Source organism: Streptococcus sp. 'caviae' (genome assembly GCF_001937065.1).
Taxonomy (GTDB): Bacteria; Bacillota; Bacilli; order Lactobacillales; family Streptococcaceae; genus Streptococcus.
The window spans coordinates 175,296-199,880 of record NZ_MOWR01000002.1; the positions used below are offsets into that span (position 1 = coordinate 175,296).

At 43.3% G+C, this 24,585-nt stretch carries 16 protein-coding genes; 9 read left to right on the plus strand and 7 right to left on the minus strand.

The genetic code is table 11. The annotated features are described in order from the left end of the window. Window positions 1-69: 69 nt before the first annotated feature. On the minus strand, window positions 70-795 hold the full coding sequence (locus BMI76_RS02935; RefSeq protein ID WP_075346113.1) for a LytTR family DNA-binding domain-containing protein: 726 nt from the start codon (window positions 793-795) through the stop codon (window positions 70-72). A gap of 488 nt (window positions 796-1,283) precedes the next feature. Between BMI76_RS02935 and ldcB the strand changes: the two genes are divergently transcribed. Further along, window positions 1,284-3,935 carry an LD-carboxypeptidase LdcB/DacB gene (gene ldcB / locus BMI76_RS02940; protein ID WP_075346114.1) on the plus strand — a complete coding sequence of 884 codons (2,652 nt, stop codon included), beginning with the start codon at window positions 1,284-1,286 and terminating at the stop codon, window positions 3,933-3,935. 216 nt (window positions 3,936-4,151) lie between these two features. Here ldcB and BMI76_RS02945 read toward each other — a convergent pair whose 3' ends face one another. The 4 genes from BMI76_RS02945 to BMI76_RS02960 form a co-directional block, all read right to left on the minus strand. Further along, on the minus strand, window positions 4,152-5,909 hold the full coding sequence (locus BMI76_RS02945) for a sensor histidine kinase (protein WP_075346115.1): 1,758 nt from the start codon (window positions 5,907-5,909) through the stop codon (window positions 4,152-4,154). 467 nt (window positions 5,910-6,376) lie between these two features. Next, on the minus strand, window positions 6,377-7,336 hold the full coding sequence (nrdF, locus tag BMI76_RS02950; protein WP_075346116.1) for a class 1b ribonucleoside-diphosphate reductase subunit beta: 960 nt from the start codon (window positions 7,334-7,336) through the stop codon (window positions 6,377-6,379). Between the two features lie 191 nt (window positions 7,337-7,527). Further along, window positions 7,528-9,687 carry a class 1b ribonucleoside-diphosphate reductase subunit alpha gene (nrdE, locus tag BMI76_RS02955; protein ID WP_075346117.1) on the minus strand — a complete coding sequence of 720 codons (2,160 nt, stop codon included), beginning with the start codon at window positions 9,685-9,687 and terminating at the stop codon, window positions 7,528-7,530. Window positions 9,688-10,075: 388 nt separating this feature from the next. Then, a complete protein-coding gene (locus BMI76_RS02960) occupies window positions 10,076-10,300 on the minus strand; it encodes a redoxin NrdH (RefSeq protein ID WP_075346118.1) in 225 nt (74 codons plus the stop codon). 266 nt (window positions 10,301-10,566) lie between these two features. Between BMI76_RS02960 and acnA the strand changes: the two genes are divergently transcribed. The 8 genes from acnA to BMI76_RS03005 all read left to right on the plus strand — a co-directional run bounded on the left by acnA (window position 10,567) and on the right by BMI76_RS03005 (window position 22,278). Next, entirely contained in the window at window positions 10,567-13,230 is a 2,664-nt protein-coding gene (acnA, locus tag BMI76_RS02965) for an aconitate hydratase AcnA (protein WP_075346119.1), read from the plus strand. A 3-nt stretch (window positions 13,231-13,233) separates the two neighbouring features. Continuing rightward, complete coding sequence (locus tag BMI76_RS02970) at window positions 13,234-14,352, plus strand: citrate synthase (RefSeq protein ID WP_075346120.1); 1,119 nt, start codon at window positions 13,234-13,236, stop codon at window positions 14,350-14,352. Between the two features lies 1 nt (window position 14,353). Further along, entirely contained in the window at window positions 14,354-15,529 is a 1,176-nt protein-coding gene (icd, locus tag BMI76_RS02975; RefSeq protein WP_075346121.1) for an NADP-dependent isocitrate dehydrogenase, read from the plus strand. Window positions 15,530-15,742: 213 nt separating this feature from the next. Beyond that, on the plus strand, window positions 15,743-16,537 hold the full coding sequence (locus BMI76_RS02980) for a putative ABC transporter permease (RefSeq protein ID WP_075346122.1): 795 nt from the start codon (window positions 15,743-15,745) through the stop codon (window positions 16,535-16,537). 337 nt (window positions 16,538-16,874) lie between these two features. Then, window positions 16,875-17,138 (plus strand): phosphocarrier protein HPr, encoded by a 264-nt coding sequence (locus tag BMI76_RS02990; protein WP_003089104.1) that lies wholly within the window; start codon window positions 16,875-16,877, stop codon window positions 17,136-17,138. 4 nt (window positions 17,139-17,142) lie between these two features. Next, window positions 17,143-18,876, plus strand: a complete 1,734-nt coding sequence (gene ptsP, locus BMI76_RS02995; RefSeq protein WP_075346123.1) for a phosphoenolpyruvate--protein phosphotransferase — start codon at window positions 17,143-17,145, stop codon at window positions 18,874-18,876. A 221-nt stretch (window positions 18,877-19,097) separates the two neighbouring features. Further along, on the plus strand, window positions 19,098-20,525 hold the full coding sequence (locus tag BMI76_RS03000; RefSeq protein WP_075346124.1) for an NADP-dependent glyceraldehyde-3-phosphate dehydrogenase: 1,428 nt from the start codon (window positions 19,098-19,100) through the stop codon (window positions 20,523-20,525). 112 nt (window positions 20,526-20,637) lie between these two features. Next, complete coding sequence (locus BMI76_RS03005; protein WP_075346125.1) at window positions 20,638-22,278, plus strand: phosphoenolpyruvate carboxykinase (ATP); 1,641 nt, start codon at window positions 20,638-20,640, stop codon at window positions 22,276-22,278. A gap of 92 nt (window positions 22,279-22,370) precedes the next feature. Here the strand turns inward: BMI76_RS03005 and BMI76_RS03010 are convergent, their stop codons facing one another. Together BMI76_RS03010 and BMI76_RS03015 are read right to left on the minus strand one after the other, a co-directional pair. After that, the gene (locus BMI76_RS03010; protein ID WP_075346126.1) at window positions 22,371-23,453 is read right to left on the minus strand and encodes a DEAD/DEAH box helicase; all 1,083 of its coding nucleotides are present in this window, start codon (window positions 23,451-23,453) and stop codon (window positions 22,371-22,373) included. Next, window positions 23,450-24,430, minus strand: coding sequence for a Gfo/Idh/MocA family protein (locus BMI76_RS03015; protein WP_075346127.1), 981 nt, complete (start codon window positions 24,428-24,430; stop codon window positions 23,450-23,452). The genes BMI76_RS03010 and BMI76_RS03015 overlap by 4 nt, the downstream gene beginning before the upstream one ends. Window positions 24,431-24,585 lie beyond the last annotated feature (155 nt).

Here is a 24,585-nt window from a genome sequence, read left to right on the forward strand (position 1 = left end):
ATGGTCTGATTTAGGATATGAATGGCTGCATAAGGGAGATAAGCAGCATGCTTTTGCAAAAAAGAACGTTTAGGAAGTAATACCTAAGCGTTCTTTTAAGGATTTGACATTGGCCCGGCTGACAGGAACTTTTAAATGGTCAGCAAGAGTGAGCCGCAGGGTCTGATTAAACCAAGGTTCGACGACCGTAATCATCTGCAAATTGACAAGGTAGGAGCGGTGAACGCGGACAAATTGTTCGCTGGGGAGCTTTTCCTGCCAATAGGCCAGGGAATCGTGAGATTCGTATTGCTTCTGACTGGTATGGATAATGGTCTTGCCCTGCAGAGCTTCAATCATGATAATATCGCTGGCCTGAACCATATAGATGCGGTCTTCTTCGCTGATGGGATAGGCTAGCGGCTGCGCCTGCTCACCCCCTGTATTATCTCTTGCTCTAAGGCTCTGTCTGACCTTGTCCATAGCTGCTTTTAAGCGTTCAGGCTCATAAGGTTTTAACAGATAGTCGCGGGCATTATTTTCAAAAGCCGTAATGGCGTACTGATCATAGGCTGTCGCAAAAATAATGAGGGGCGGATCCGGCATTTTATTGATACTTTCAGCTAAAGTCATGCCTGAAGCATCCCTGAGCTGGATGTCTAAAAAGGCGACATCGTAATGTTCCTGCAGCAGCAGGGTCAGAGCCGAAGGAATATCATCAGCTTCTTGGATGGAGAGGTGTTCATCGTATTTATGGAGCAGATAAATGAGTTCATTGCGCGCCAAAGGCTCATCGTCAACGACCAATACTTTCATGATTTTTTCCTTTCTCTTTGAAGAAGATATAATCTTACAGATGGCTGTTTTATTATAACATAGAAAGCGTCCTGAAGGCAGAGTTCTGAAGTATCTGCAAAAATGCGCTTTAAATAGAAGGTCATTTAATACTGACTGTTGAAAACGCTGCCATTAAGTGATACAATATTAGTAAAGAAAACGTAATAAAAATGAAATTATTGTAACAATCAGTTTTGGAGAAATAGTCGTGTAAGGAGGTAAAAGACTATGCTGTGAATTAGTTCATTCCTTCTCTTTGTATTTCACTGTAAAAGTGCGCAAAAATCATCATATTTTTAATAATTATCCCAAAGTGACGCGAATCAAAGAAGGGTTCTACAGTGTCATCAGAGCGTTTCTCTGCTTACAGAGTATCTTAGTCATTTATTAGCCATATTTTCTTATACCGCATAAATGAATAGTTTATGCTTAGAAAAGATTATAACAAAGAAAGCGGGTGAGTTATAATGAAAAAAGAAATGTTTGCTGTTAAAAAGCAGCGGTTTTCTATTCGGAAATATGCCATTGGAGCAGCATCGGTTTTAATCGGTTCCCTTCTTTGCTTTGGCGGCATGGCTTTTGCGGATGAACAGACAGCAGCGTCTGTCTCTCAATCAGAAACCACCGTTTTAGAAGATAATACAGCTGCAGCAACTGCTTCTCAGAGTACAGCAACCGCAGTCACCACATCAGAACCTCTAACAGAAGCAGCTGATACGAATTCCAGCGCTAATGTTACTAATGTTACTAATGTTACTGATACTGCTGATACTTCAGATACTGATGTTACTGACAATGAAAACCTTGAAGAAGCGGCACTGCCAGCTCAAAGTAACACTGCTCGCGCTGCTGATTCAACTAACGCCAATCAAGTTAATCAAGCCGTTAGGCAAGTCAAACAAGCGGCAGACTCTCCTCAAGTTGACATTAAGAAGCAAGAACAAGCGGCAAAAACTGTTAAAGCTGTTACTGTTAATAAGCCTGCTGCAGCTGCTCCTGCAAAACAGCTTCCTAATCAGGGAAACTATGTTTATACGAAACGTACGCCAGTAAAAAATGAAGCCAGGGCTTCAGCTCCAATTCAATTTTATGCTAATGCCGGTGATAAGATTTTTTACGATCGTGTTTTAAATCAAGACGGCTATCAATGGCTAAGCTATGTTTCTTACAGTGGAACTCGCCGCTATGCAGCCATTAACCAGCTGTCTCAGAAAACTCCTAAGACACCAGCAAAACCTCAGCCATCATCGGCGAAAAAAATTCCGGCTCAAGGACGTTACACCTTTTCAGAGCGAACCAATGTTAAAAATGAGGCGAGAGCAGCCGCTCCAACGCAATTCTATTTTAATAAAGGAGATCAGGTCAATTATGACAGGCTTTTAGAAAATGACGGCTATCAATGGCTGAGCTATATTTCTTACAGCGGAATTCGCCGTTATGCTGCCATCAGTAAGTTGGTGCAAGCTCAGCCGCAACCGCAAAAGCCGGCAGATGTCAAAGTTTCAGGCAAGATTACTATTCAAAATAAAACAAGTCAGGGTTTTGATGTCCTCATTACGGATGTTTCTGACAGCAATGGGATAAGAGCTGTCAAGGTTCCTGTCTGGACTGATAAAAGCGGCCAAGATGACATTGTTTGGTATAACAGTGTTAGACAGGCTGATGGAAATTATAAGTTAGCTGTTAATATCAAGAATCATAAGAATGAGCGCGGAATTTACCACATCCATCTTTATTATCTGGAACCAAGCGGCAGGGTTCAAGGCGTGACTAGCACGCAGACAAAGGTAGAAGCTCCAAGCCCAACAGCTATCCCTTCTCAGGGGGCTTACACCTTCACTCATCGGGTTAATGTTAAAAATCAAGCCAAGCTGTCTGCCAGAACTGAATTTACCTTTGAAAAAGGCGAGAAAATCAATTATGACAGGGTGTTAGAGGCAGAAAAATACCAATGGCTGAGCTATATTTCCTACAGCGGAATTCGCCGCTATGTTCAGCTGGATCCTATTTCGAAAACGAAGCCGGCAGTCGATAAAGTCAGCGGTAAAATAAGTGTTGAAAAACGTTCAGCCCAAGGCTTCACTGTTGTAGTGACAAATGTATCATCTACCAAGGGGGTAACGGCAGTAAAAGTGCCTGTTTGGAGCACGCAAAACGGGCAAGATGATATTGTTTGGTATGATGCTGCGCGCCAGTCTAATAATAGCTATAAGGTAAGCGTTGCTATCAGCAGGCACAAAAATAATCGAGGCGAGTATAATATTCATCTTTACTATGTTCAAAAAGATGGCAGCATGGCAGGAGTTGCTGCGGCTAAAACGACTGTTGAAGCTCAAGCTCCAGCCGCAAAATCTGTAACCTATAATGGTTCCTACTATAGTGTTAAAGGTAAATACGATGAAATTGTCATTGTTAATAAAAAGTATCCTTTATCCGCCAGCTATAACCCGGGTGAAAATCCCAAGGCTAAAGCCGCTTTTGTCCGGCTCAGAGATGACATGATTGCCAAAGGTTACAATGTTGGAAAATCCTACAGTGGTTTTAGAACATATAACTATCAAAAAAACCTGTACCAAAATTATGTTAACCGAGATGGTCAGGCTGCTGCAGACCGCTATTCAGCAAGACCGGGTTACAGTGAACACCAGACAGGATTGACTTTTGATTTGACGGATAAGTCGGGCAATCTTTTGGAAGATGCATCAGCAAGCAACTGGCTTAAAAACAATGCTCACAATTATGGTTTTGTGGTTCGCTATCAGCCAGGAAAAGAATCAGTGACAGGTTATATGCCTGAGGCTTGGCATATCCGTTATATAGGAAAAGAAGCTAAGGAAATTTATCAGTCTGGCTTGAGTTTAGAAGAGTATTACGGCTTTGAAGGAGGGGGTTATAAAACAGAACCCACAGCAGTAAAACCATCTATTCCATCTCAGGGCAGTTATCGTTTTACCAAACGTTCTTCTATCAAGGCTGAACCAAAGCGGTCCAGTCCGGAAATTGCCTATTATGATGCGGGACAGACTGTTAATTATGATAAGGTCTTGCATTCCGATGGTCTTACCTGGATTTCTTATATGGCCTTCAGCGGCAATCGGCGCTATATTGCTATTAATTGATTAATTGTGGGAAACGCAGGTGACGTTTCCAAGTAATTACTGAAAAAGAGGCTGGATATGTGCTGCCCCAACAGTTAGACAAAGAATCTAACGATTGGTCAGTACAACTTACAGTCTCTTTTTTCTATTATCAATTCATAAGCTAGGTCCGTGAACTTGCTATTTATAGGCAGAGCAAGTGACTCCGCCGAAGGCTCATCGCCAAGGTCAATACTTTCATGCTTCGTTTTCTTTTTCTTCTGTTAGGGGAACAGTGATATAAACGCTTGTTCCGTCAGGTGATGACTGGAAATTAAGGCTGGCTTCGTGTCCGTAGATGAGCGTCAGACGGCGGGAGAGATTTTCCAAGGCGGAGCCTGAGCCTTCAGCTGATTCCTGCTGAACCTTGCCCAGAGTTTTCAGTTTTTCAGCTGGAATGCCCTGACCGTTGTCCTCAACTGCAATCTCAAGCTTCTGCTCCCTGCGCTCAATAGTGACGCGAAGATGGTTGTCCGTCTTAGACTGTTTAAAGGCGTGCTTGTAGGCATTTTCGACCAAGACCTGCAAGGTAAAAGGCGGAATCAATACCTTGCCGTCTCGATTTTCATCAACCAGTATTTGATAGTGTACCTTGTCCGGGAATCGTGCCTCTTCCAAAGCGAGATAGGCGTTGACCTGCATGATTTCCTGGCTCAAAGGAATGACATTTTGGCGAGCCCCCTGCAGATTGGCCCGCAAAAATTTGCTGAGCTCTTTGAGGAGGTGGCGGGCTTTTTCGCCGTCCATGCGAATGAGGGCTAAAATAGTATTTAAAGCATTGAAGAGGAAGTGCGGATTGACCTGAGCCTGAAGGGATTTCATTTCGGCGTCCTGCAGCAGATGGGCAGCCGCTTCGGCCTGGCCCAGAGCCAGCTGTGTTGAAAAGATATTGCCCAGACCTTCAGCAACCTCTTGCTCGACATAGCTCATTTTGTGGCGGCCTGAAAAATAGAGTTTCAGTGTTCCAACCGTTTCATTTTGAATTTTCAAGGGAATGACGATAGCAGAAGTCAGCGTGCAGCCTTCATGATCGCATTCGATTTCGCTGCGGTCTTTAGCAATGCAGATATTTCCTGTTTCAATGGCGCGTTTGGCCAGTTTCGTTAAAATTTTAATATTGGGAACATGGTGATCGGCGCCCGCTCCGACATAGGCTAAAATGGTGTCTCTGTTAGTCAGGCTGACAGCCGCAACCCGCATGTATTGGTGAATAATTTCGGCAACCGGCTGGCAGGACTGGAAACTGAGCCCCTGCCGCAGATAAGGCAAGGTTTCATTGGCCAGTTTTAGAACATCGTGTGTCTGTACAGCTCGGGCCTGTTCTTCCAGCTGCTGGGTTGAGGTGATGATGGAAATGAAAATTCCCACCCCCAACGTATTGGCAAAGATCATGGGCAGGCCGATAAAGCGAACCAATTCCCAAGACTGATGAAAGTCAGAGCTGAAAATCAAGATGCAGAGCATCTGCAAAACTTCCATGGACATTCCGACAAACATAGCCTGTCTGACAGTGACCATAGACCGCTCCCTGCGGAAATATTTGCCCAGCCAGCCTGAGCACAGACCGATTAAGAGCGAGGAAATAATATAAATGTAGGGAGCCAGTCCGCCCTGCCAGTAGCGAAACAAAACCGAGATGGCACCGACGAAAATCCCGACAACAGGCCCTCCGATCAAGCCGGCAACACCGATTGTCAGCACCCGAGTGTTGGCGACAGAAGAATGCTGGGCAATCTTGCCCAGAGTTTGATTGACAATGGCTAAATTAGATTGGATTTCCACACCGGTAAAATTAGAAATAATTGCGAAAAAGCTAAACAGGAGCAGTAAAATCAGCTGATGTTTTTTGCTCTCAGGATGGTTGAGCGTTTGCTTGATGAAGGGGACATGCACAAAAGCATAGGCCAGCAAAATAATCAGGCCTGCCCGCTCCATCATAATCAAGAATAAAATCATACCGTGCCTCCGCTGAAAGATTCGTTTTCATTATAACACAAAAACTAAAAGGAAATCGGTGCTGCTAAAAACGGCCGTCTTATTTTGGCATAAGACAAGAAAAAAAGCCAGAACAGCAATTCTGACTTTAGCTTGAAGAAAAAGTCCTTTTTCTTTGATACTTCCTTAGATGATGTCTGACGGCAGCGACTTCCCAGGGAATTCCATTCCTAAACTTTGAGCCACGGTCTCAAAGTTTCCGAGTGTCAGAATTGGCTTAAATTCACCATTTCTGATACTTTCATCACAGCGGGAGTATCCTTTAAACTCGTTTGCATTCGTGGAATTTATATGGTAGTCTGCAGCCTGAAGCCAGAACAGCAATTCTGGTTTTTAAATAAGATTATTAGTAGCAGTTTAGCCGAGCTTTAGACACTAGTTTGAGTCAATCCGCCCAGTCAAGCTTGCTGCGTCATCTTGGCAGTTTTTTATAAACCGTAATTGTAATCATCATCCTGCATTGATTCAACCGTACCGAGGAGATAGCCGTTTCCGACCTGACTGAAGAAATCGTGGTTGGAGGTTCCGGTTGAAATACCGTTCATGACGATAGGATTGACATCGTTGGCTGTGTCTGGGAAAAGCGGATCCTGTCCCAGATTCATCAGTGCCTTGTTGGCATTGTAACGCAGAAATGTTTTCACTTCCTCGGTCCAGCCGACACCGTCGTAAAGGGTTTCTGTGTAGCCTTCTTCATTTTCATACAGCTGATAAAGAAGATCATACATCCAGTCGCGGAATTTATCCTGCTCTTCCTCAGACAGATCGTTAAAACCGAGCTGGAATTTGTAGCCGATATAGGTGCCGTGAACCGATTCGTCACGGATAATCAGCTTGATGATCTCAGCTACATTAGCCAGCTTGTTGTTGCCCAGATAGTAGAGCGGTGTGAAGAAACCGGAATAGAAAAGGAAGGTTTCAAGGAAAACACTGGCCACTTTCTTTTCCAGAGGATTGCCCTTAAGATAAATTTCGTTGATGATTTCAGCTTTTCTTTGCAGGTACTCGTTGTTATTGGTCCACTCGAAAATGTCTTCAATTTCTGATTTTGTATTGAGGGTTGAGAAAATAGATGAATAAGACTTGGCATGAACTGATTCCATGAATTGAATATTGTTCAAAACGGCTTCTTCATGCGGTGTGCGCACATCAGCACGAATGGCTTCAACACCCGTTTCTGACTGCATGGTGTCAAGCAGTGTCAAACCGCCAAAAACCTTACCGACAAGGTCTTTTTCTTGGGCTGACAGCTTGCGCCAGTCGTCCAGGTCGTTGGAAAGCGGAATCCGTGTATCCAGCCAAAATTGTTCGGTCAATTTTTCCCAAGTTGATTTATCAATAACGTCTTCGATAGCATTCCAGTTTATTGCTTTGTAATAAGTAGTCATAATTAATTTTTCCTATGAATTATATATACCATTAATACTAAATTAAGCTTTAGTAAGTTGGATGGGACCATATGTAAGATTATAGCCATTCTTAATAGCATAGCAAGTAATCAAAGTTGTACAACTCAAAGTGGTTATGAAATAGATTGGTGCCCACTTGCTGTTTAAACAATTATTAAAGATATCTGTCATCAGATCACACAGCTTTCACATTGATTTGAGCCGATTTCATCGCCGTCATCAGTGAAGGTACGGATATAGTAAATAGACTTGATCCCCTTGTTAAAGGCGTAGTTGCGAAGGATGGACAGATCGCGGGTTGTTTGTTTGCTTTCTATTTTCCATTCGTAGAGGCCCTGAGGAATATCACTGCGCATAAAGAGTGTGAGCGATAGACCTTGGTCGACATGCTCGGTCGCAGCCGCATAGACATCAATAACCTTGCGCATATCCATATCGTAAGCAGATGTGTAATAAGGAATGGTATCCGTTGACAAACCAGCTGCAGGATAGTAAATCTTACCGATTTTCTTTTCTTGGCGTTCCTCGATACGCTGCGTAATTGGATGAATAGAAGCAGACACATCATTGATATAGGAAATAGATCCGTTTGGAGCCACGGCTAAGCGGTTTTGATGGTAAAGTCCGTCTTTCATAACAGCTTGGCGCAGAGCCTGCCAGTCAGCAGCCTGAGGAATGAAGTGATCTTTGAAAAGTTCCTTGACAAGATCAGATTTCGGCACGAATTGGCCGGTGACATACTTATCAAAGTAAGAGCCATCAGCGTATTTTGAGTTTTCAAAACCAACAAAGGTCTCCTGCCGCTCACGGGCAATATTGTTTGATTCTACCAAAGTCCAGTAATTCATGAGCATGAAATAGATATTGGTAAACTCGATAGATTCTGGACTGCCGTATTCGATATGGTTCTGAGCCAAGTAAGAGTGAAGTCCCATGGCACCGAGCCCGAAAGTGTGGGCTTGGGCATTGCCGTGCTTGATGGTTGGCACAGCTTCAATGCTTGATGAATCCGTGACAAAAGTCAGCGCACGGGTCATGGCTTTGATAGAACGGCCAAAGTCAGGAGAAGCCATCATATTGACAACATTTGTGGAACCAAGATTGCATGAAATGTCGGTTCCCATTTTGACAAATTCCTGGGCATCGTTGATTTGGCTTGGGGTCTGAACCTGAAGAATTTCAGAACAGAGATTGGACATGATAATTTTGCCGTCAATCGGATTGGCGCGGTTGGCAGTGTCCACATTGACAACGTAGGGATAGCCGGATTCCTGCTGAAGTTTGGAAATTTCCGTTTCTAAATCACGGGCACGAATCTTGGTTTTGATAATGTTGGGATTGGCTGCCAATTCATCGTATTTTTCAGTGATATCAATGTAGCTGAAAGGAACACCGTATTCACGTTCAACAGAGTAAGGACTAAAGAGATACATGTCCTGATTCTTGCGAGCCAGTTCATAAAACTTATCCGGAATGATAACACCGAGAGACAGGGTCTTGACACGAACCTTCTCATCGGCATTTTCCTTTTTAGTAGAAAGAAAGGGGATGATATCTGGGTGAAAGACATTGAGGTAAACAACCCCGGCACCTTGGCGCTGCCCCAATTGATTGGAATAAGAGAAGCTGTCTTCAAAGAGCTTCATGACAGGAACGACACCGGAAGCTGCTCCGGCAAAACCTTTGATCGGAGCCCCGGCCTCACGCAGATTGCTGAGAGAAATGCCCACACCGCCGCCAATACGGGACAATTGCAGAGCTGAATTGATAGAACGGCCGATAGAATTCATGTCATCTGTCACCTGAATGAGGAAACAAGAGACCAATTCACCCCGGCGGCTGCGTCCGGCATTGAGAAAGCTTGGCGTTGCCGGCTGATAGCGCTGAGCAATCATTTCCATTGCCAGATCGTGTGCCAGCTCTTCATTGCCGTCCGCAAAGTAAAGAGCGTTAAAGAGAACACGGTCTTCGATATTTTCAAGATAGGCTTCGCCGTCATTCGTTTTGAGAGCATACTGCTGATAGAATTTATAGGCAGCCATAAATGATTTAAAGTGAAAATCACAGTCATAAAGAGACTGAGAAAGTTCCTCAATAAATTCAGGTCTGTATTTGGCAATAAAAGCTGATTCAATATAGTCATTTTCAATCAGAAAACGAATCTTATCTGTAATGCTGTCAAAGGATTTGGTGTTGGGGCGGACATTTTCAGCAAAGAAAGCGTTCAAAGCTTCCTTGTCCTTGTGAAGCGGAATCTGTCCGTTGACGGGGCGGTTAATTTCATTGTTGAGGCGGAAGTAAGAGACATCGCCGAGATTTTTAAGACTCATCTATAAATTCCTATTCTTATATTTCTTAATTTCTTAGAAGAGAGAGTGGAACAAAAATATTGCTTCTTTTAACCATTTAAGATATAGCAGTTTGACGCAGTGGTTGGGAGTAAGACTTGCTGGCTAGCCCAACTTAGTCTTGCCCCTGCACAGTTCATTAGGTGCTTCAGCACCAATGAACCACTGCTGATTGGATATCTAATTCTATGAAGGTTAGTTCATATCAAATCCTAATCAACTATGCGGAGGTGGGACGACAAAATCAAAATCGTGATTTTATCACGACTTTGATTTTTGTCCACTCTCTTGCTTTAAGGTGATTTTTGCTCAGCAGCGGAAACGTTTATGCTGTTCCTTGCAGATGGCTGCTGATTTGATGTTCAAAATATTAGACAAGGGCTTTTAATTTGGCAGGCTGGAAACCTGAGAAGACCATATCGCCTGCTTCAATAACAGGAGCAGCAGTAAATCCTAAGCTTTTTACGTAGTCAATTTTCTCTGGCTGTTCGTCAATATTAATTTCTTCGAAGTCAACATGGTTTTGTTCCAGAAATTTCTTAGTCATCTTGCATTGCATGCAGTTATTTTTTGAAAAAACAGTTATTTTAGCCATTTTTCCCTCCTAAAATTTTTTACTTTTTTACAAGTTGCCCTACTAGCATATCTAAATTTAAGAAAAAAAGCAAGAAAATTTGCTTGAAAAAACACAAAATATAGTGGGCTTATTATAAAAATCCACAAGATATAGTGTTTTTAGCCCATCTTGACTGTTAACGCAGTATATGTCATATTTTATAACATAAAATGCAAGTTTGTGTTTGCTTAATGATTCAGAAAATTGTATAATTTTAATTAATTCAGACAAAAAGGAGAGTTATTATGGTTAATTATGCATCGACTTTTTCTCTTAATGAGCAAAACTACCATTACATTGATTTAGTAAAAGCCTCTAAAGATTATAATGCAGAGCTTGAGAGCCTTCCTTACACTATCAGAATTCTAATTGAAAGTTTATTAAGGAGATATGACGATTTAGATGTTATAAAACATAACATGGATTCTCTTTTCCATTATGACCCCAATGATCCTCAAGGGGAGGTTCCTTTTAAACCCAGCCGTGTTATTCTCCAGGATTTTACAGGTGTTCCAGTTGTCGTTGATTTAGCCTCCATGCGCGATGCCATTGTTAAAAATGGCGGCAGCCCTGATTTGATTAATCCTGAAATACCGGTGGATCTGGTTATTGATCACAGCGTTCAGGTTGATTTCTTCGGCAGTGAGGAAGCCTTTGAACATAATATTGATTTGGAATTTCAGCGCAATAATGAACGCTATGAGTTTTTAAAATGGGCTGAAAAATCTTTTGAAAATTACCGGGCGGTACCGCCGGCAACTGGCATCATCCATCAGGTTAATATTGAATTTCTCAGCGATGTTATTATTGAAAAAGATGGACTTTTGTATCCGGATTCCATGTTTGGCACGGACAGCCACACAACAATGATAAACGGAATTGGTGTTCTTGGCTGGGGTGTCGGCGGCATTGAAGCTGAGGCCGCCATGCTGGGAGAAGCCTCCTATTTCCCAGTTCCGGAGGTTATCGGTGTGCGCTTCTACGGACAGCTCCCTAAAATAGCGACAGCAACAGATTTGGCGCTTAAAGTGACACAGGTTTTGCGCATGGAAAATGTGGTTGGAAAATTTGTGGAATTTTTTGGTCCCGGATTGGCAGAACTTTCCTTAGCCGACCGGGCAACAGTCGCGAATATGGCGCCGGAATACGGGGCAACCTGCGGTTATTTTCCAATTGATGAGGAAACCTTAAATTACATGAGGTTAACCAACCGCTCAAAAGAGCACATTGCTCTGACAGAAGCCTATGCTAAGCGCAACTGCTTATGGCATGACACTAACACACTGCCAGCTTATACGAAGATTATCGAAATTGATCTGTCGGCTGTTAAGCCTTCCATTGCGGGACCAAAACGTCCTCAGGATTTGATCGAATTAAGCCGGGCAAAAGAAGAATTCGAGGCCAGCCTTGTGCGGGAAGCGGGTGTCCGCGGCTTTGGCCTGAGTGAAAGGGAGTTAGATAAAACAGCGGTTGCCCATTTTGAAGATGAAGATATTGAACTAAAGACCGGACATGTTGCTATTGCGGCCATTACTTCCTGCACCAACACCTCCAATCCCTATGTTCTGATGGCTGCAGGTCTCTTGGCCAAAAAAGCCGTGGAACGCGGACTCCGTGTGTCTAAGTCAGTTAAAACCTCTCTAGCACCAGGTTCTAAAGTTGTCACGGCCTATCTGAAAAAGAGCGGCCTACAGTCCTATCTGGATAAATTGGGCTTCCATTTGGTCGGCTACGGCTGCACAACCTGCATCGGCAATTCAGGCAGCCTGCCAGAAGCGGTTGCTCAAGCCGTTCAAGAAAATGACCTGCTTGTCAGTGCCGTTCTTTCAGGAAACAGAAATTTTGAAGGCCGGGTCAATCCCTTGGTAAAGGCTAACTTTTTAGCCAGCCCGCCCTTGGTTGTTGCCTATGCTTTGGCCGGCAGCACCGCGATTGATTTGACAAGCGAACCTTTGGGTTACGATAAGGATAATCAGGCGGTCTACTTAGAAGATCTGATGCCTGCCAAGGAAGAAGTCATGGCTTATGTTGACAAGTATGTCACTGCTGAGCTTTTTGCCAAAGAGTACGCCCAAGTTTTTTCTGACAGTCAAAAATGGAATCAGATTCAAACCGAAAGTTCAGCTAATTACCAGTGGAACCAAGCATCGACCTATATCCAAAATCCGCCCTATTTTGAGCATTTAAACAATTCAGCTGCTGCAGCAGATTTGACGAACTTGAAAGTGCTGGCTAAATTTGGCGATTCGGTCACTACCGATCACATTTCGCCTGCAGGGAATATTGCCCGCAACAGCCCGGCCGCCCGTTATTTGGAGGAAAAGGGCGTTGCTTATGCAGATTACAACTCTTACGGCAGCCGGCGTGGCAATCATGAGGTCATGATGAGAGGAACCTTTGCCAATATTCGCATCAAAAATGAACTGGCTGATGGTAAAATCGGCGGCTACACGAAATACAAAGACACTATCCTGCCAGTTTATGAAGCTGCCATGAATTATAAGAAGGAAGGCATTTCCACGATTGTTATCGCAGGGAAAGATTACGGCATGGGTTCCAGCCGCGACTGGGCAGCTAAGGGAGCCAGTCTTTTAGGTGTAAAAGTTGTTTTGGCAGAAAGCTTCGAGCGTATTCACCGTTCTAATTTGGTCATGATGGGAATTTTGCCTTTGCAGTTTCTCGAAGGACAGACTGCAGCCAGTCTCCAATTAACAGGATACGAGACTTACACGGTTGTTCTTCCTGAAAAACCTCAGGTACATGACATAGTGACAGTCAGAGCTGTTTCGGACCAAGGAGTAAAGGAATTTCAGGCACTCCTTCGTTTTGATGCGGATGCCGATCTTCAGTATTATGAAAATGGAGGGATTCTTCCCATGGTTGTTCGTAAAAAGTTAAGGGGAGGTTAGTCTATGGCAGAAACAAAAGGTTTAAAGGATACGGTTGCCTGTGAAAGCAGGATCAGTGCGATTGAGAATGGCAAACTCTCCTATGCAGGTTATGATATTGCTGAGCTGATGGAAAATCAGGTTCAGTTTGAAGAAGTGATTTTCCTGCTTTGGAACCTTGGCCTGCCCAGTCAGACAGAACTCGCACGGTTTGAAAAAAGGCTGCGCAGCAATTATGCTATCAGTGATGCCATTGAGCAGTGCATTTTGATTCAGTCGCGGCAGCACCTGCATCCCATGAGTGTTTTACGATCAACAGTCAGTTTACTGGGTGTCTACAATTTAAGAGCTGAAGAACGAACGCCGGAAGCTGTTTATGACCAAAGTATGCAGCTGATGGCTAAAATACCAACTATCATTGCAGCTTTTGCAAGGCTGCGTCAGGGGCTGTCCCCGATTGCTCCTCGAAGCGACCTTGGTTTTGCTGAGAATTTTCTGTACATGCTAAGAGGCAGCATTCCCAATGAACTTGAAAGCTTAGCCATGAACCGAGCCCTTATTTTGCATGCTGAACATGAGCTCAATGCCTCAACCTTTGCTGCCAGGGTCTGTGCTTCTACTATGTCTGATATTTATTCTTGTGTGACAGCTGCTATTGGAACGCTGAAAGGACCGCTTCATGGCGGTGCCAATGAACGGGTTTTTGAGATGCTGCAGGAGATTCGTAACCGTGGTGATGTGGGGGCCTATCTGCAGGAAAAACTCAATTCCAAGGAAAAAATAATGGGGTTTGGCCACCGTGTTTATCAAAAGCAGGACCCCCGCGAAAAATACCTGCGGGAAATGGCCAGAGAACTGACACGGGGAACTCAGGAAGCCATCTGGTATCAGCTGTCTACTGAAGTTGAGCGTTACATGAAAGAAATCAAAAATCTCATTCCCAATGTTGATTTTTATTCCGCAACCGTTTATCATGTTTTAGGAATTGACAGTTCCATCTTCACCCTGATTTTTGCAATGAGCCGGATGGCAGGGTGGATCGCCCATATTCAGGAGCAGCAAAGAGATAACAAGCTGCTGCGTCCGCGTTCTCGCTATGCTGGCAGAAGGAATTTAAACTATATTCCTTTAGAAAGGAGATAAAATGGCAGAAAAAATAAGATTTGAAAGTGGAAGATTGCAAGTTCCTGCTAACCCCGTTATTCCTTATATTGAAGGAGACGGTGTGGGATGTGACATCTGGAAAAATGCTAAATTTGTTTTTGATCAGGCTGTTGACAAAGCCTATAAAGGAACACGACAAATTGAATGGCTGGAAGTTCTGGCCGGGAAAAAGGCATTTGATCAAAAGGACGTTTGGCTGCCGGATGCGACTTTAGAAACGATTAAGAGTCACCTGCTTGCGATAAAGGGTCCTTTGGAGACACCGGTTGGCGGCGGTATTCGTTCATTAAATGTTACTCTTCGCCAGGAATTGGATCTCTTTGCCTGTGTCAGACCTGTCCGCTATTTCAAGGGTGTTCCCAGTCCGCTTAAAAACCCAGAAAAGACAGACATTACCATTTTTCGTGAAAATACGGAGGATATTTATGCAGGGATTGAATGGGAAGCAGGTACAGCAGAAGTTCAAAAGGTTATCGGCTTTTTGCAAGACGAAATGCAGGTTCAAAAAATCCGTTTTCCTGAGAGCAGCAGTATTGGGATCAAGCCGATTTCTATTGAAGGCAGCAAACGTCTGATTCGCGCAGCTATTGACTATGCACTGGATAAAGGGCTGAGCAGGGTTACTTTGGTGCACAAAGGCAATATTCAAAAATTTACAGAAGGCGGCTTTAGAAAGTGGGGCTATGAACTGGCTCAAGAGGAATATGCTGCTGAACTTGCCTCAGGCCGTTTGGTTGTTGATGATATTATTGCCGATAATTTCCTGCAGCAGATTCTTTTGAAGCCTGAGCGCTTTGAAGTGGTTGCCCTGACGAATCTCAATGGGGACTATGCCAGTGATGCCTTAGCAGCACAGGTTGGCGGTATTGGCATCTCACCAGGAGCTAATATCAACTACCAAACCGGTCATGCTATTTTTGAGGCAACTCATGGTACTGCTCCGGATATTGCCGAACAGGATAAGGCCAATCCTTGTTCCTTGCTTCTATCAGGCTGTATGCTTTTTGATTATATCGGCTGGAAAGAAGCGGCTGAGCTGATCGAATCAGCTCTTGAAAAAAGTTTTGCAGCTGGCTGTTTTACTGCAGATTTGGCAGGAGATGCTCCGTCTTATTCAACCAGTGCCTTTGCCAAAGTGCTGGCTGACAATTTATAAAAACGGGAAGTGGAGAGAAATCAGGCATTCAAAGCGTTTGATTTCTCCTCTGCTTTTTTATTTTAAGGAAGTTGATTCAAGCAAGCCGCTGGACTGTTTCGCTCCCGCTTTCGCCAAGTTGATTAGGAATGGATAGCAAACTTAGCTATTTGTTTGGCATCAATAAATGAAAGAGGTATAATATTGGCATATTAGCAAGAAAGGCGGCTGTTTATGCCCTACTCATTTCCGGATGTGGTTTTTCTTTTCTTTATTTATTCCTTTATAGGCTGGCTGTGGGAGACGGTTTACTGTTCTATTAAGGACAGGCGGTTTGACTACCGTGGTTTTTTGTTTGGGCCTTACTGCCCGGTCTATGGTTTTGCAGTAACTACTGTTTTGATTTTTATCGAACCTTTTCAAGATCATCTGCTCGGCCTTTTTTTGAGCGGTATTGTCATTGCAACAGCCTTTGAATATTTTGCCGGCTGGTTTTTAGAGACCTTCTTTCACATGAAATTGTGGGATTACAGTCAGGAATTTGGCAATCTAAAAGGAAGGATTGCTCCTGGGATTTCTCTTTTTTGGGGAGTTGGGATTGTCATTCTTGTTCGCTTGATTCAGCCGAGTGTCATGGCACTTGTGCTTAGAATCGATGATTGGTGGGCTGCCCTAATCGCTTTTCTAATGCTGTCTGATTTTATCTGGACAGCAGCAGATACTGTTCAGTTTCATGAAGTTGCTCTTACCTTGGAAGACTATATTCGAAAAGAGCAGGAAAATATCAGGGAATCTGTCCAGCAGGAAATTGATGATTTAGCGCAGCAAGCAGAGCTTTTCAGTCAGCGTTTGGCAGAATTTCACCTTCATCTGAATGACTTTTTGCACGCCAAGAATATTCGGCCCTTGCGTTTTAATCAGCGCCGTCTGTTAAAAAATTACAGCAAGTTCAAAGAAATTGATGCTCCGTTTGTCACTGAACTCCGTAAGCAGGCTGCTTCCTTTAAAGACAAAACAAAAAAGAAATAGCTTTTAAAACTGAAAAGAGAAACTCAGAAGCCATTTTCAGCTCCGAATCCATTGGAAGCGGCGGACACTATGACATTTGTCATTATTTCATTTTTTTTTACTTTACAGGCTGTCCGGTATTTTTCAAACAGGAAGTATCAGGTGTTGGCAGGGTGCCGTGGCAGCAGCGATAATTCTCGTAAAAAAGCCCTGTAAATTATTGAAAATGATTTGCATTATTCTTCCAATTTGTGACTTTAGTTCTTGAAAATCGCATTTCAATATGCTATAATCTAAAATTGTAAGGGTTATCATTAGGATAATTCAAAAAAACACATATTAAAAGGAGAACCATACTATGGCTTCAAAAGATTTTCACATTGTTGCAGAAACAGGAATTCACGCACGCCCAGCTACTTTGCTTGTGCAAACAGCAAGTAAATTCGCTTCAGATATTACACTTGATTACAAAGGAAAAGCTGTAAACCTTAAATCAATCATGGGCGTTATGAGCCTTGGTGTTGGTCAAGGTGCAGACGTTACAATCACTGCTGAAGGTGCAGATGCTGATGATGCAATCGCAGCTATTGATGAAACAATGACTAAAGAAGGATTGGCATAAAGATATGACAGAAATGCTTAAAGGAATTGCAGCATCTGACGGTGTTGCCGTTGCTAAGGCATATCTGCTTGTCCAGCCGGATTTGTCCTTTGAGACAGTTTCTGTCGAAGATACAAAGGCCGAAGAAGCTCGTTTGGATGCAGCTCTAGAAGCTTCTCAAAACGAGCTTTCTCTTATCCGTGCAAAAGCAGTAGATACCCTTGGCGAAGAAGCTGCAGCTGTATTTGACGCTCATTTGATGGTTCTTGCAGATCCGGAAATGATCGGTCAAATCAAAGAAACCATCCGTGCAAAACAAGTCAACGCTGAAAGTGCTCTTAAAGAAGTAACAGACATGTTTGTGACTTTGTTTGAAAACATGGAAGATAACCCCTATATGCAGGAACGTGCAGCAGATATTCGTGACGTTGCTAAGCGGGTTTTGGCTCACCTTTTGGGAGTTGAGCTGCCAAATCCGGCAACTATCAGCGAAGAATCAATTGTCATCGCGCATGACTTGACGCCGTCTGATACGGCTCAGCTGGATGCTAATTTTGTTAAAGCTTTTGTAACTAACATCGGCGGCCGTACCAGCCACTCAGCTATTATGGCAAGGACGCTTGAAATTGCTGCTGTGCTTGGTACAAATGATATCACTGAACGTGTTAAAAACGGAGATCTTGTCGCTGTTAACGGTATCACTGGTCAGGTTATTATTAATCCGACTGATGAACAAGTGGCAGAATTCAAAGCAGCCGGTGAAGCTTATGCTAAACAAAAGGCTGAATGGGCTCTCCTTAAAGATGCTGAAACTGTAACTGCTGACGGCAAACATTTTGAATTGGCTGCTAATATCGGTACGCCTAAAGATGTTGAAGGAGTTAACAACAACGGCGCTGAAGCCGTAGGTCTCTATCGTACAGAGTTCCTTTACATGGATTCTCAAGACTTCCCAACAGAAGATGAGCAGTATGAAGCTTACAAAGCTGTACTTGAAGGCATGAACGGCAAACCGGTTGTCGTGCGTACAATGGACATCGGCGGAGATAAGGAATTGCCTTACTTCGATTTGCCAAAAGAAATGAATCCTTTCCTTGGTTTCCGTGCGCTTCGCATTTCGATTTCAGAAACGGGCAATCAAATGTTCCGTACACAATTGCGTGCGCTTCTGCGTGCATCAGTGCATGGTCAATTGCGTATCATGTTCCCAATGGTAGCTCTTGTTACTGAATTCCGCAAAGCTAAAGGAATCCTTGAAGAAGAAAAAGCCAAATTGCTTGCTGAGGGTGTTGAAGTTGCTGATAACATTGAAGTAGGTATCATGATTGAAATCCCTGCAGCAGCTATGCTGGCTGACCAATTTGCCAAAGAAGTTGATTTCTTCTCTATCGGTACAAACGACCTCATCCAATACACCATGGCAGCTGACCGTATGAACGAACAAGTTTCATATCTCTATCAGCCGTATAATCCATCTATCCTTCGCTTGGTTGACCGTGTTGTTAAAGCGGCACATGCTGAAGGCAAATGGGCTGGTATGTGCGGTGAAATGGCTGGTGACCAAACTGCTGTTCCATTGCTGGTTGGTATCGGACTGGACGAATTTTCAATGAGTGCCACTTCCGTTCTGCGCACACGCAGTCTCATGAAGAAATTGGATACTGTTAAGATGCAAGAACTGGCACAGCGCGCTCTTACAGAATGTGCTACCATGGAAGAAGTCCTTGAACTTGAAAAAGAATATATTGATTTTGATTAATCACGAAAAAGATTGGAAAATACCATTTCCAGTCTTTTTTGTGTATAGCTTTCGTTTTTTGCTCAGGGCTTTAAAAGGCTGCTGAATCATTTCATTTTGAGAGGAAATAAGAGGAAATGATATATTTTTGTCTTAATTTTCTGAATTTTATCGTAGCAAAAGATTGAAAAAAATTAAAAAAATGATAAAATAAGGATATTATAGTAAAAAGGAGATATACTTTGACAAAACAATATAAAAATTATGTCAATGGTGAGTGGAAACTTTCCCAAGATGAGATTAAAATTTACGCTCCTGCTTCAGGTGAAGAGCTTGGTTCTGTTCCTGCTATGAGCACTGATGAAGTAGACTATGTCTATGCTTCAGCTAAGGCTGCCTTCCCGGCTTGGCGTGCGCTTTCTTATGTAGAGCGTGCTAACTATATCCGCAAAGCAGCTGACATTTTGCAAAGTAAAGCAGAAGCAATCGGGTCTGTCCTTTCCAAGGAAATTGCTAAAGGACTTAAATCATCTGTAGGTGAGGTGACACGTACAGTAGAAATCATGGAATTTGCGGCTGCTGAAGGCGTTCGTACACAAGGTGAAGTTCTTGAAGGCGGAAGCTTTGAAGCTGCCAGCAAGAGAAAAATTGCCGTGGTTCGCCGTGAACCAGTGGGTCTTGTTTTAGCGATCTCACCTTTCAATTATCCAGTGAACCTTGCCGGTTCAAAAATTGCTCCGGCGCTGATCACAGGAAATGTTGTTGCCTTTAAGCCACCAACGCAAGGTTCTATTTCAGGCCTTCTTTTGGCAGAAGCCTTTGCAGAAGCTGGGCTTCCGGCTGGTGTCTTTAATACTATTACCGGCCGCGGTTCTGTTATCGGTGATTACATTGTTGAGCATAAAGCTGTTGACTTTATCAACTTTACGGGTTCAACACCGGTTGGTGAAAATATCGGCCGTTTGGCAGGTATGCGTCCAATTATGCTTGAACTTGGCGGTAAAGATGCAGCGATCGTGCTTGAAGATGCAGATCTTGATCTGACGGCTAAAAATATCGTTGACGGTGCCTTTGGCTACTCAGGCCAACGTTGTACAGCTGTTAAGCGCGTGCTTGTGATGGACAGCGTTGCAGATAAATTGGCTGAGCTTATTGTTGAGCGAGTTTCTAACTTAACTGTTGGTTTGCCGGAAGATAATACTGATATCACGCCATTGATCGATACAAAGGCTGCTGATTATGTGGAAGGCCTTATCCTTGATGCCAAAGAACAAGGAGCAACAGCTCTTACAGATATTAAGCGTGAGGGCAATACAATCTATCCGACAGTCTTTGACAATGTCACAACGGACATGCGCTTGGCTTGGGAAGAACCATTTGGTCCGGTACTGCCAATTATCCGTGTCAATTCGGCTGAAGAAGCTGTTCACATTGCTAACCAATCTGAATTTGGCTTGCAAAGTGCTGTCTTCACCAATGATTATCCACTGGCTTTCAAAATTGCAGAGCAGCTTGAAGTCGGTACGGTTCATATCAATAATAAGACACAGCGCGGTACAGATAACTTCCCATTCTTGGGTGCTAAAAAATCAGGTGTCAATACCCAAGGTGTTAAATACTCTATAGAAGCTATGACTAGAATTAAATCGGTTGTATTCGATATCAAATAGACATTTATGAAACTCGGTTTTTGCTGAGTTTCATTTAATTTTCAAAAAAATGATAACGTTTACATAAAAATGTGATATAATAGTAAAAGATAATATTTTGAGGAGGAATATAATGGTCACACGACAACATTTTTCAGAAGAGTCTATGCGCAAAAATAATCCCTATTTTTCAGCATTAAAGACAACTATCGAAACTGCTTTTTATGAAAATCACGTGGTTTCTCTAAAGGGGCTGGCAGAAGCTTACCGCTTAGCTGCTAAGGCTCCCAATACTATTGTTTTAGATTCGCCTGTTGCTCATGCCGAAGATTTGGGCCTTCCTCGGGATGCGAAAATCTTGCTGGAGAATTCAGGCGGCATTGTCGGCCGGACTGCTAAAGCTCGTCGGATTTTTGGACGTGACAGCGCAGAAGACGCTAAAATTTTGCAAATTGTGCGTGAAGCGATTTTCCAAGCCAGACACCGCACTTTTTACCGGGCAGATTCTATTGTAGGTCTTGATGAAGCCTTCATGCTCCGTGCTCATTTGATGGTTCCGCAGGATGATATTAATAATCTTTATTCATGGCTGACAAACTTTCAAATGCTGAATGATACCTACCGTGCGCGGTTGAAAAACTCTAAACGCTATGAAGAGACGGATATTTATATCTTCTCAGATCCGGAATGGAGCCACCCAGACTATCCGGATGGCTTGGTCTACTTTGACACCAATCACAACTGTGCGGCTATTCTGGGCCTTCACTATTTTGGCGAATTGAAGAAAGCTACGCTGACCTTGGCTTGGGGTACTGCCAATCGGAACAAATTTGTTGCCTGCCACGGCGGTCTGAAAATTTTTGAAAAAGAAGGTCTGAAACCGCATGTAGCTTCGTTCTTCGGCCTGTCTGGCTCTGGTAAATCAACATTGACGCATGCAAAGCACGACGGTAAATACAATATTAATGTGCTGCACGACGATGCTTTTGTCATTTCAGAAGAGGATGGCTCAACAATCGCTCTCGAACCATCCTATTTTGATAAGACCAGTGATTATCCGGCAGGACACAGAGAACAAAAATATTTTGTAACTGTTCAAAACTGCGGTGCTGCTTTGGATAAGGAAGGCCATCTTCGTCTGGTAACAGAAGATGTCCGCAATGGTAACGGTCGGACGATCAAATCGCGCTTCTCAACACCAAACCGTGTTGACCGCATTAATGATCCTATTCAATCAATCTTTTGGATTATGAAAGATGATTCTCTGCCACCGCTCATCAGAATCACTGATCCTGTCATGGCTTCAACGATGGGCTGTACCCTGATTACGACACGTTCAACAGCTGAAAATACTTCAGACAGTCTGGACACCTTGATTATCGAACCTTATGCCAACCCATTCCGCGTTTATCCGCTGGTGGAAGATTATCTGAAATTCCAGCACCTGTTTGAATCAGGCGTTAAGTGCTATATTATCAATACCGGTTCTTACTTAGGGCAAAAGATTCCTAAAGAAACTTCTTTAAGCGTGATTGAACAGGTTGTAGACGGTACGGCAGAATTTAAGCCATTCGGTGCTGTCAAAGGCTTTGAATATCTGGCTTCATCTGACTATAAAGTTCCTAATTTTGACCAGGCTTACGTTAAAATTATCCGTCAGCGGATGAAGGTGCGCCTGCAATATCTGGAATCGTTCAATCAAAAGAATCCAAAATCTGCCTTACCTGCAGAAGCTATCTCTCATTTGCAGGATGTCATTGATAATTTGGCTTGAACTCTTTTCAACAGTTAATACGTTAACAAAGAGAGCAGGGAATTAATTGAAAATGCTGGAACGTTTGTTCCAGCATTTTTTATGTACTTCTTTTATTTTGAACGTAAAACTTGATTTTTTAAGAAAATTTCTGAAACGTTGGCAAATTTTTTCAGTTTTTTCAGGTCTTCTTTATGAGTGATAAAGGTGATAACAGCACCTGTTTTTCCCATACGGCCTGTGCGTCCGGCGCGGTGGGTATAGGCTTCTTTGTCGCGGGGAAGATCGAAATTAATAACATACTCTAAGCCATCAATATCAATGCCGCGTGCGACTAGATCAGTTGTTAACAGTAAAGCTAATTCGTGGTCTTTAAATTTTTCAAGAATGACCTTGCGGAATTTGACATTGATGTCGCTGGCCAGTGAGACAGCTGGGACATTTCTGTATTGCAGGCGTTCTTCGCTGGCTCCCAGATCAGATAGGTTATTGAAAAAGACCAAGGCCCGAAAATCAGGAATATTAGACAGCTTACGCAGGAGTTCTGCACGCTCCCGTTTGTCTACAGTGATGTAATAGTGAGAAATACTGTCCAATTTTTGATCGGACAGATCAACCGTAAGGGTGTCTTCTGCCAGAGCGTCTTGCTTGAGTTTATTGGTAGCGCTCATATAAATCATTTGGTGGCTGCGCGGGACACGGTTGGTAATACCCTCAACAAATTGGTATTGGGAATCAATTAACAGCTCATCAAATTCATCCAGAACGATGGTGTTGACAGCCATCATTTTGATTTTTTTCAGTCTGACCAGCTCGAAGATCCGGCCCGGTGTTCCGATGAGAATCTCAGGGCCTTTTTTTAACCGCTCAATTTGCCGTTTTTGGCTGGAGCCCGACAGGAAAAGCTGGGCTGTCAGGCCAAGGGGTTCGGCCCATGTTTTAGTGACTTCAAACAACTGTCCGGCTAATTCGCTGTTGGGTGCTAAAATCAGCAGCTGCTGTGCTTTTTTAGCCTGAAGATTTAACAGACTGGGCCAGAGATAGGCCAGTGTTTTACCGGTTCCTGTGGGGCTGATGCCCAGAAAGTTTTGCCCATTTTTGATGGGTTCAAAGGCCTCTTCTTGAATCTGGGTAAAGTCTGCAAAGTGGAGCTGCTGGAGTTTATCCTGCCAGCTTGCTGGAAAGTGTGTTTTCATCGTTTGTCCGCCTCAAATATAATGCCAGCGCTCTGGCGCATTTGGTAAAGAATCTGGCTGGCAGATTTTGCGTCATCCAGCCAAGTTTGATAAAGTGTTTCATCCGGATTTGCTATCATTTGAGCAAAATCCTCGGCCTCTTCCAGCATCAGGTGCTCGATTTCAGGGAGAGCCAGCTTTTCACGAGTGCCGTCATGTTTTTGGAAAACAGCAGAGCTGATGCCTTGGATATGATTGAGCAGCAAGGTACCTTCTGCCGTATAAATTTCAGCATATTCCAAGGTGTTGTAATTTTTCCCTGCTCTAATAGACACATGAAAATCAGGATAAATCAGATTGCCATTGCCATTTAAATCAACCGTGTTTTCCAGCTGGGTCGCAGTATAGTTGACACTTTTTGGCTTGCCGAAGAGCTTCAAAGCAGCATAGATAGGGTAAATTCCCAAATCAACCAGAGCACCGCCTGAAAATCTGTCTGAAAAGACATTGGGCATTTTCCCGTCAAGCAGATCCTTCATTTTGGAAGAGTACTTAGCATAGGAAAAATCTGCACCGATGACAGTTTTGTGAGCCAGAAAGTCCTTGATAACGGTCAGTGATGCTTCATGGTAATTTCTGGCTGCCTCAAAGAAAAAGCGTTTCTGATCAGCTGCCAGCTGAATCACCTCAGCCAGTTCTTCCGGTCTTGAAAAAGCAGGCTTTTCGACGATAACATGTTTACCGGCTTCCAAGGCCGCCTTTGCATGTTCAAAGTGAAGAGCGTTTGGGCTGGCAATATAGAGGACATCAAAATCGTGTTTGAAAAAATCAGCTAGATTTTCATAACAAAAGACATCATGGTAACGGGCAGAAAAGTTTTCCGCCGTTTCCAGTCTGCGGGAATAAACAGCTGTCAGCTGATAGTTTTGCGACAGTTCAGCGGCTTCAATAAACTGATGGGAAATAGATCCAGTTCCGATAATACCAAGTTTAAGCATAGGCTGCCTCCGGCTCTTTAAATTTTTATTTCATTATAACATGATTTAGTGTAAAATAGATAGGAAGATATTTTAGTGAAGTAAAAGAAAGGAATGAAGAAGGGCAAAAGCTTAATTTTTTGGAAGGCTGATGCAGCTGATGAGCGCCATAATGC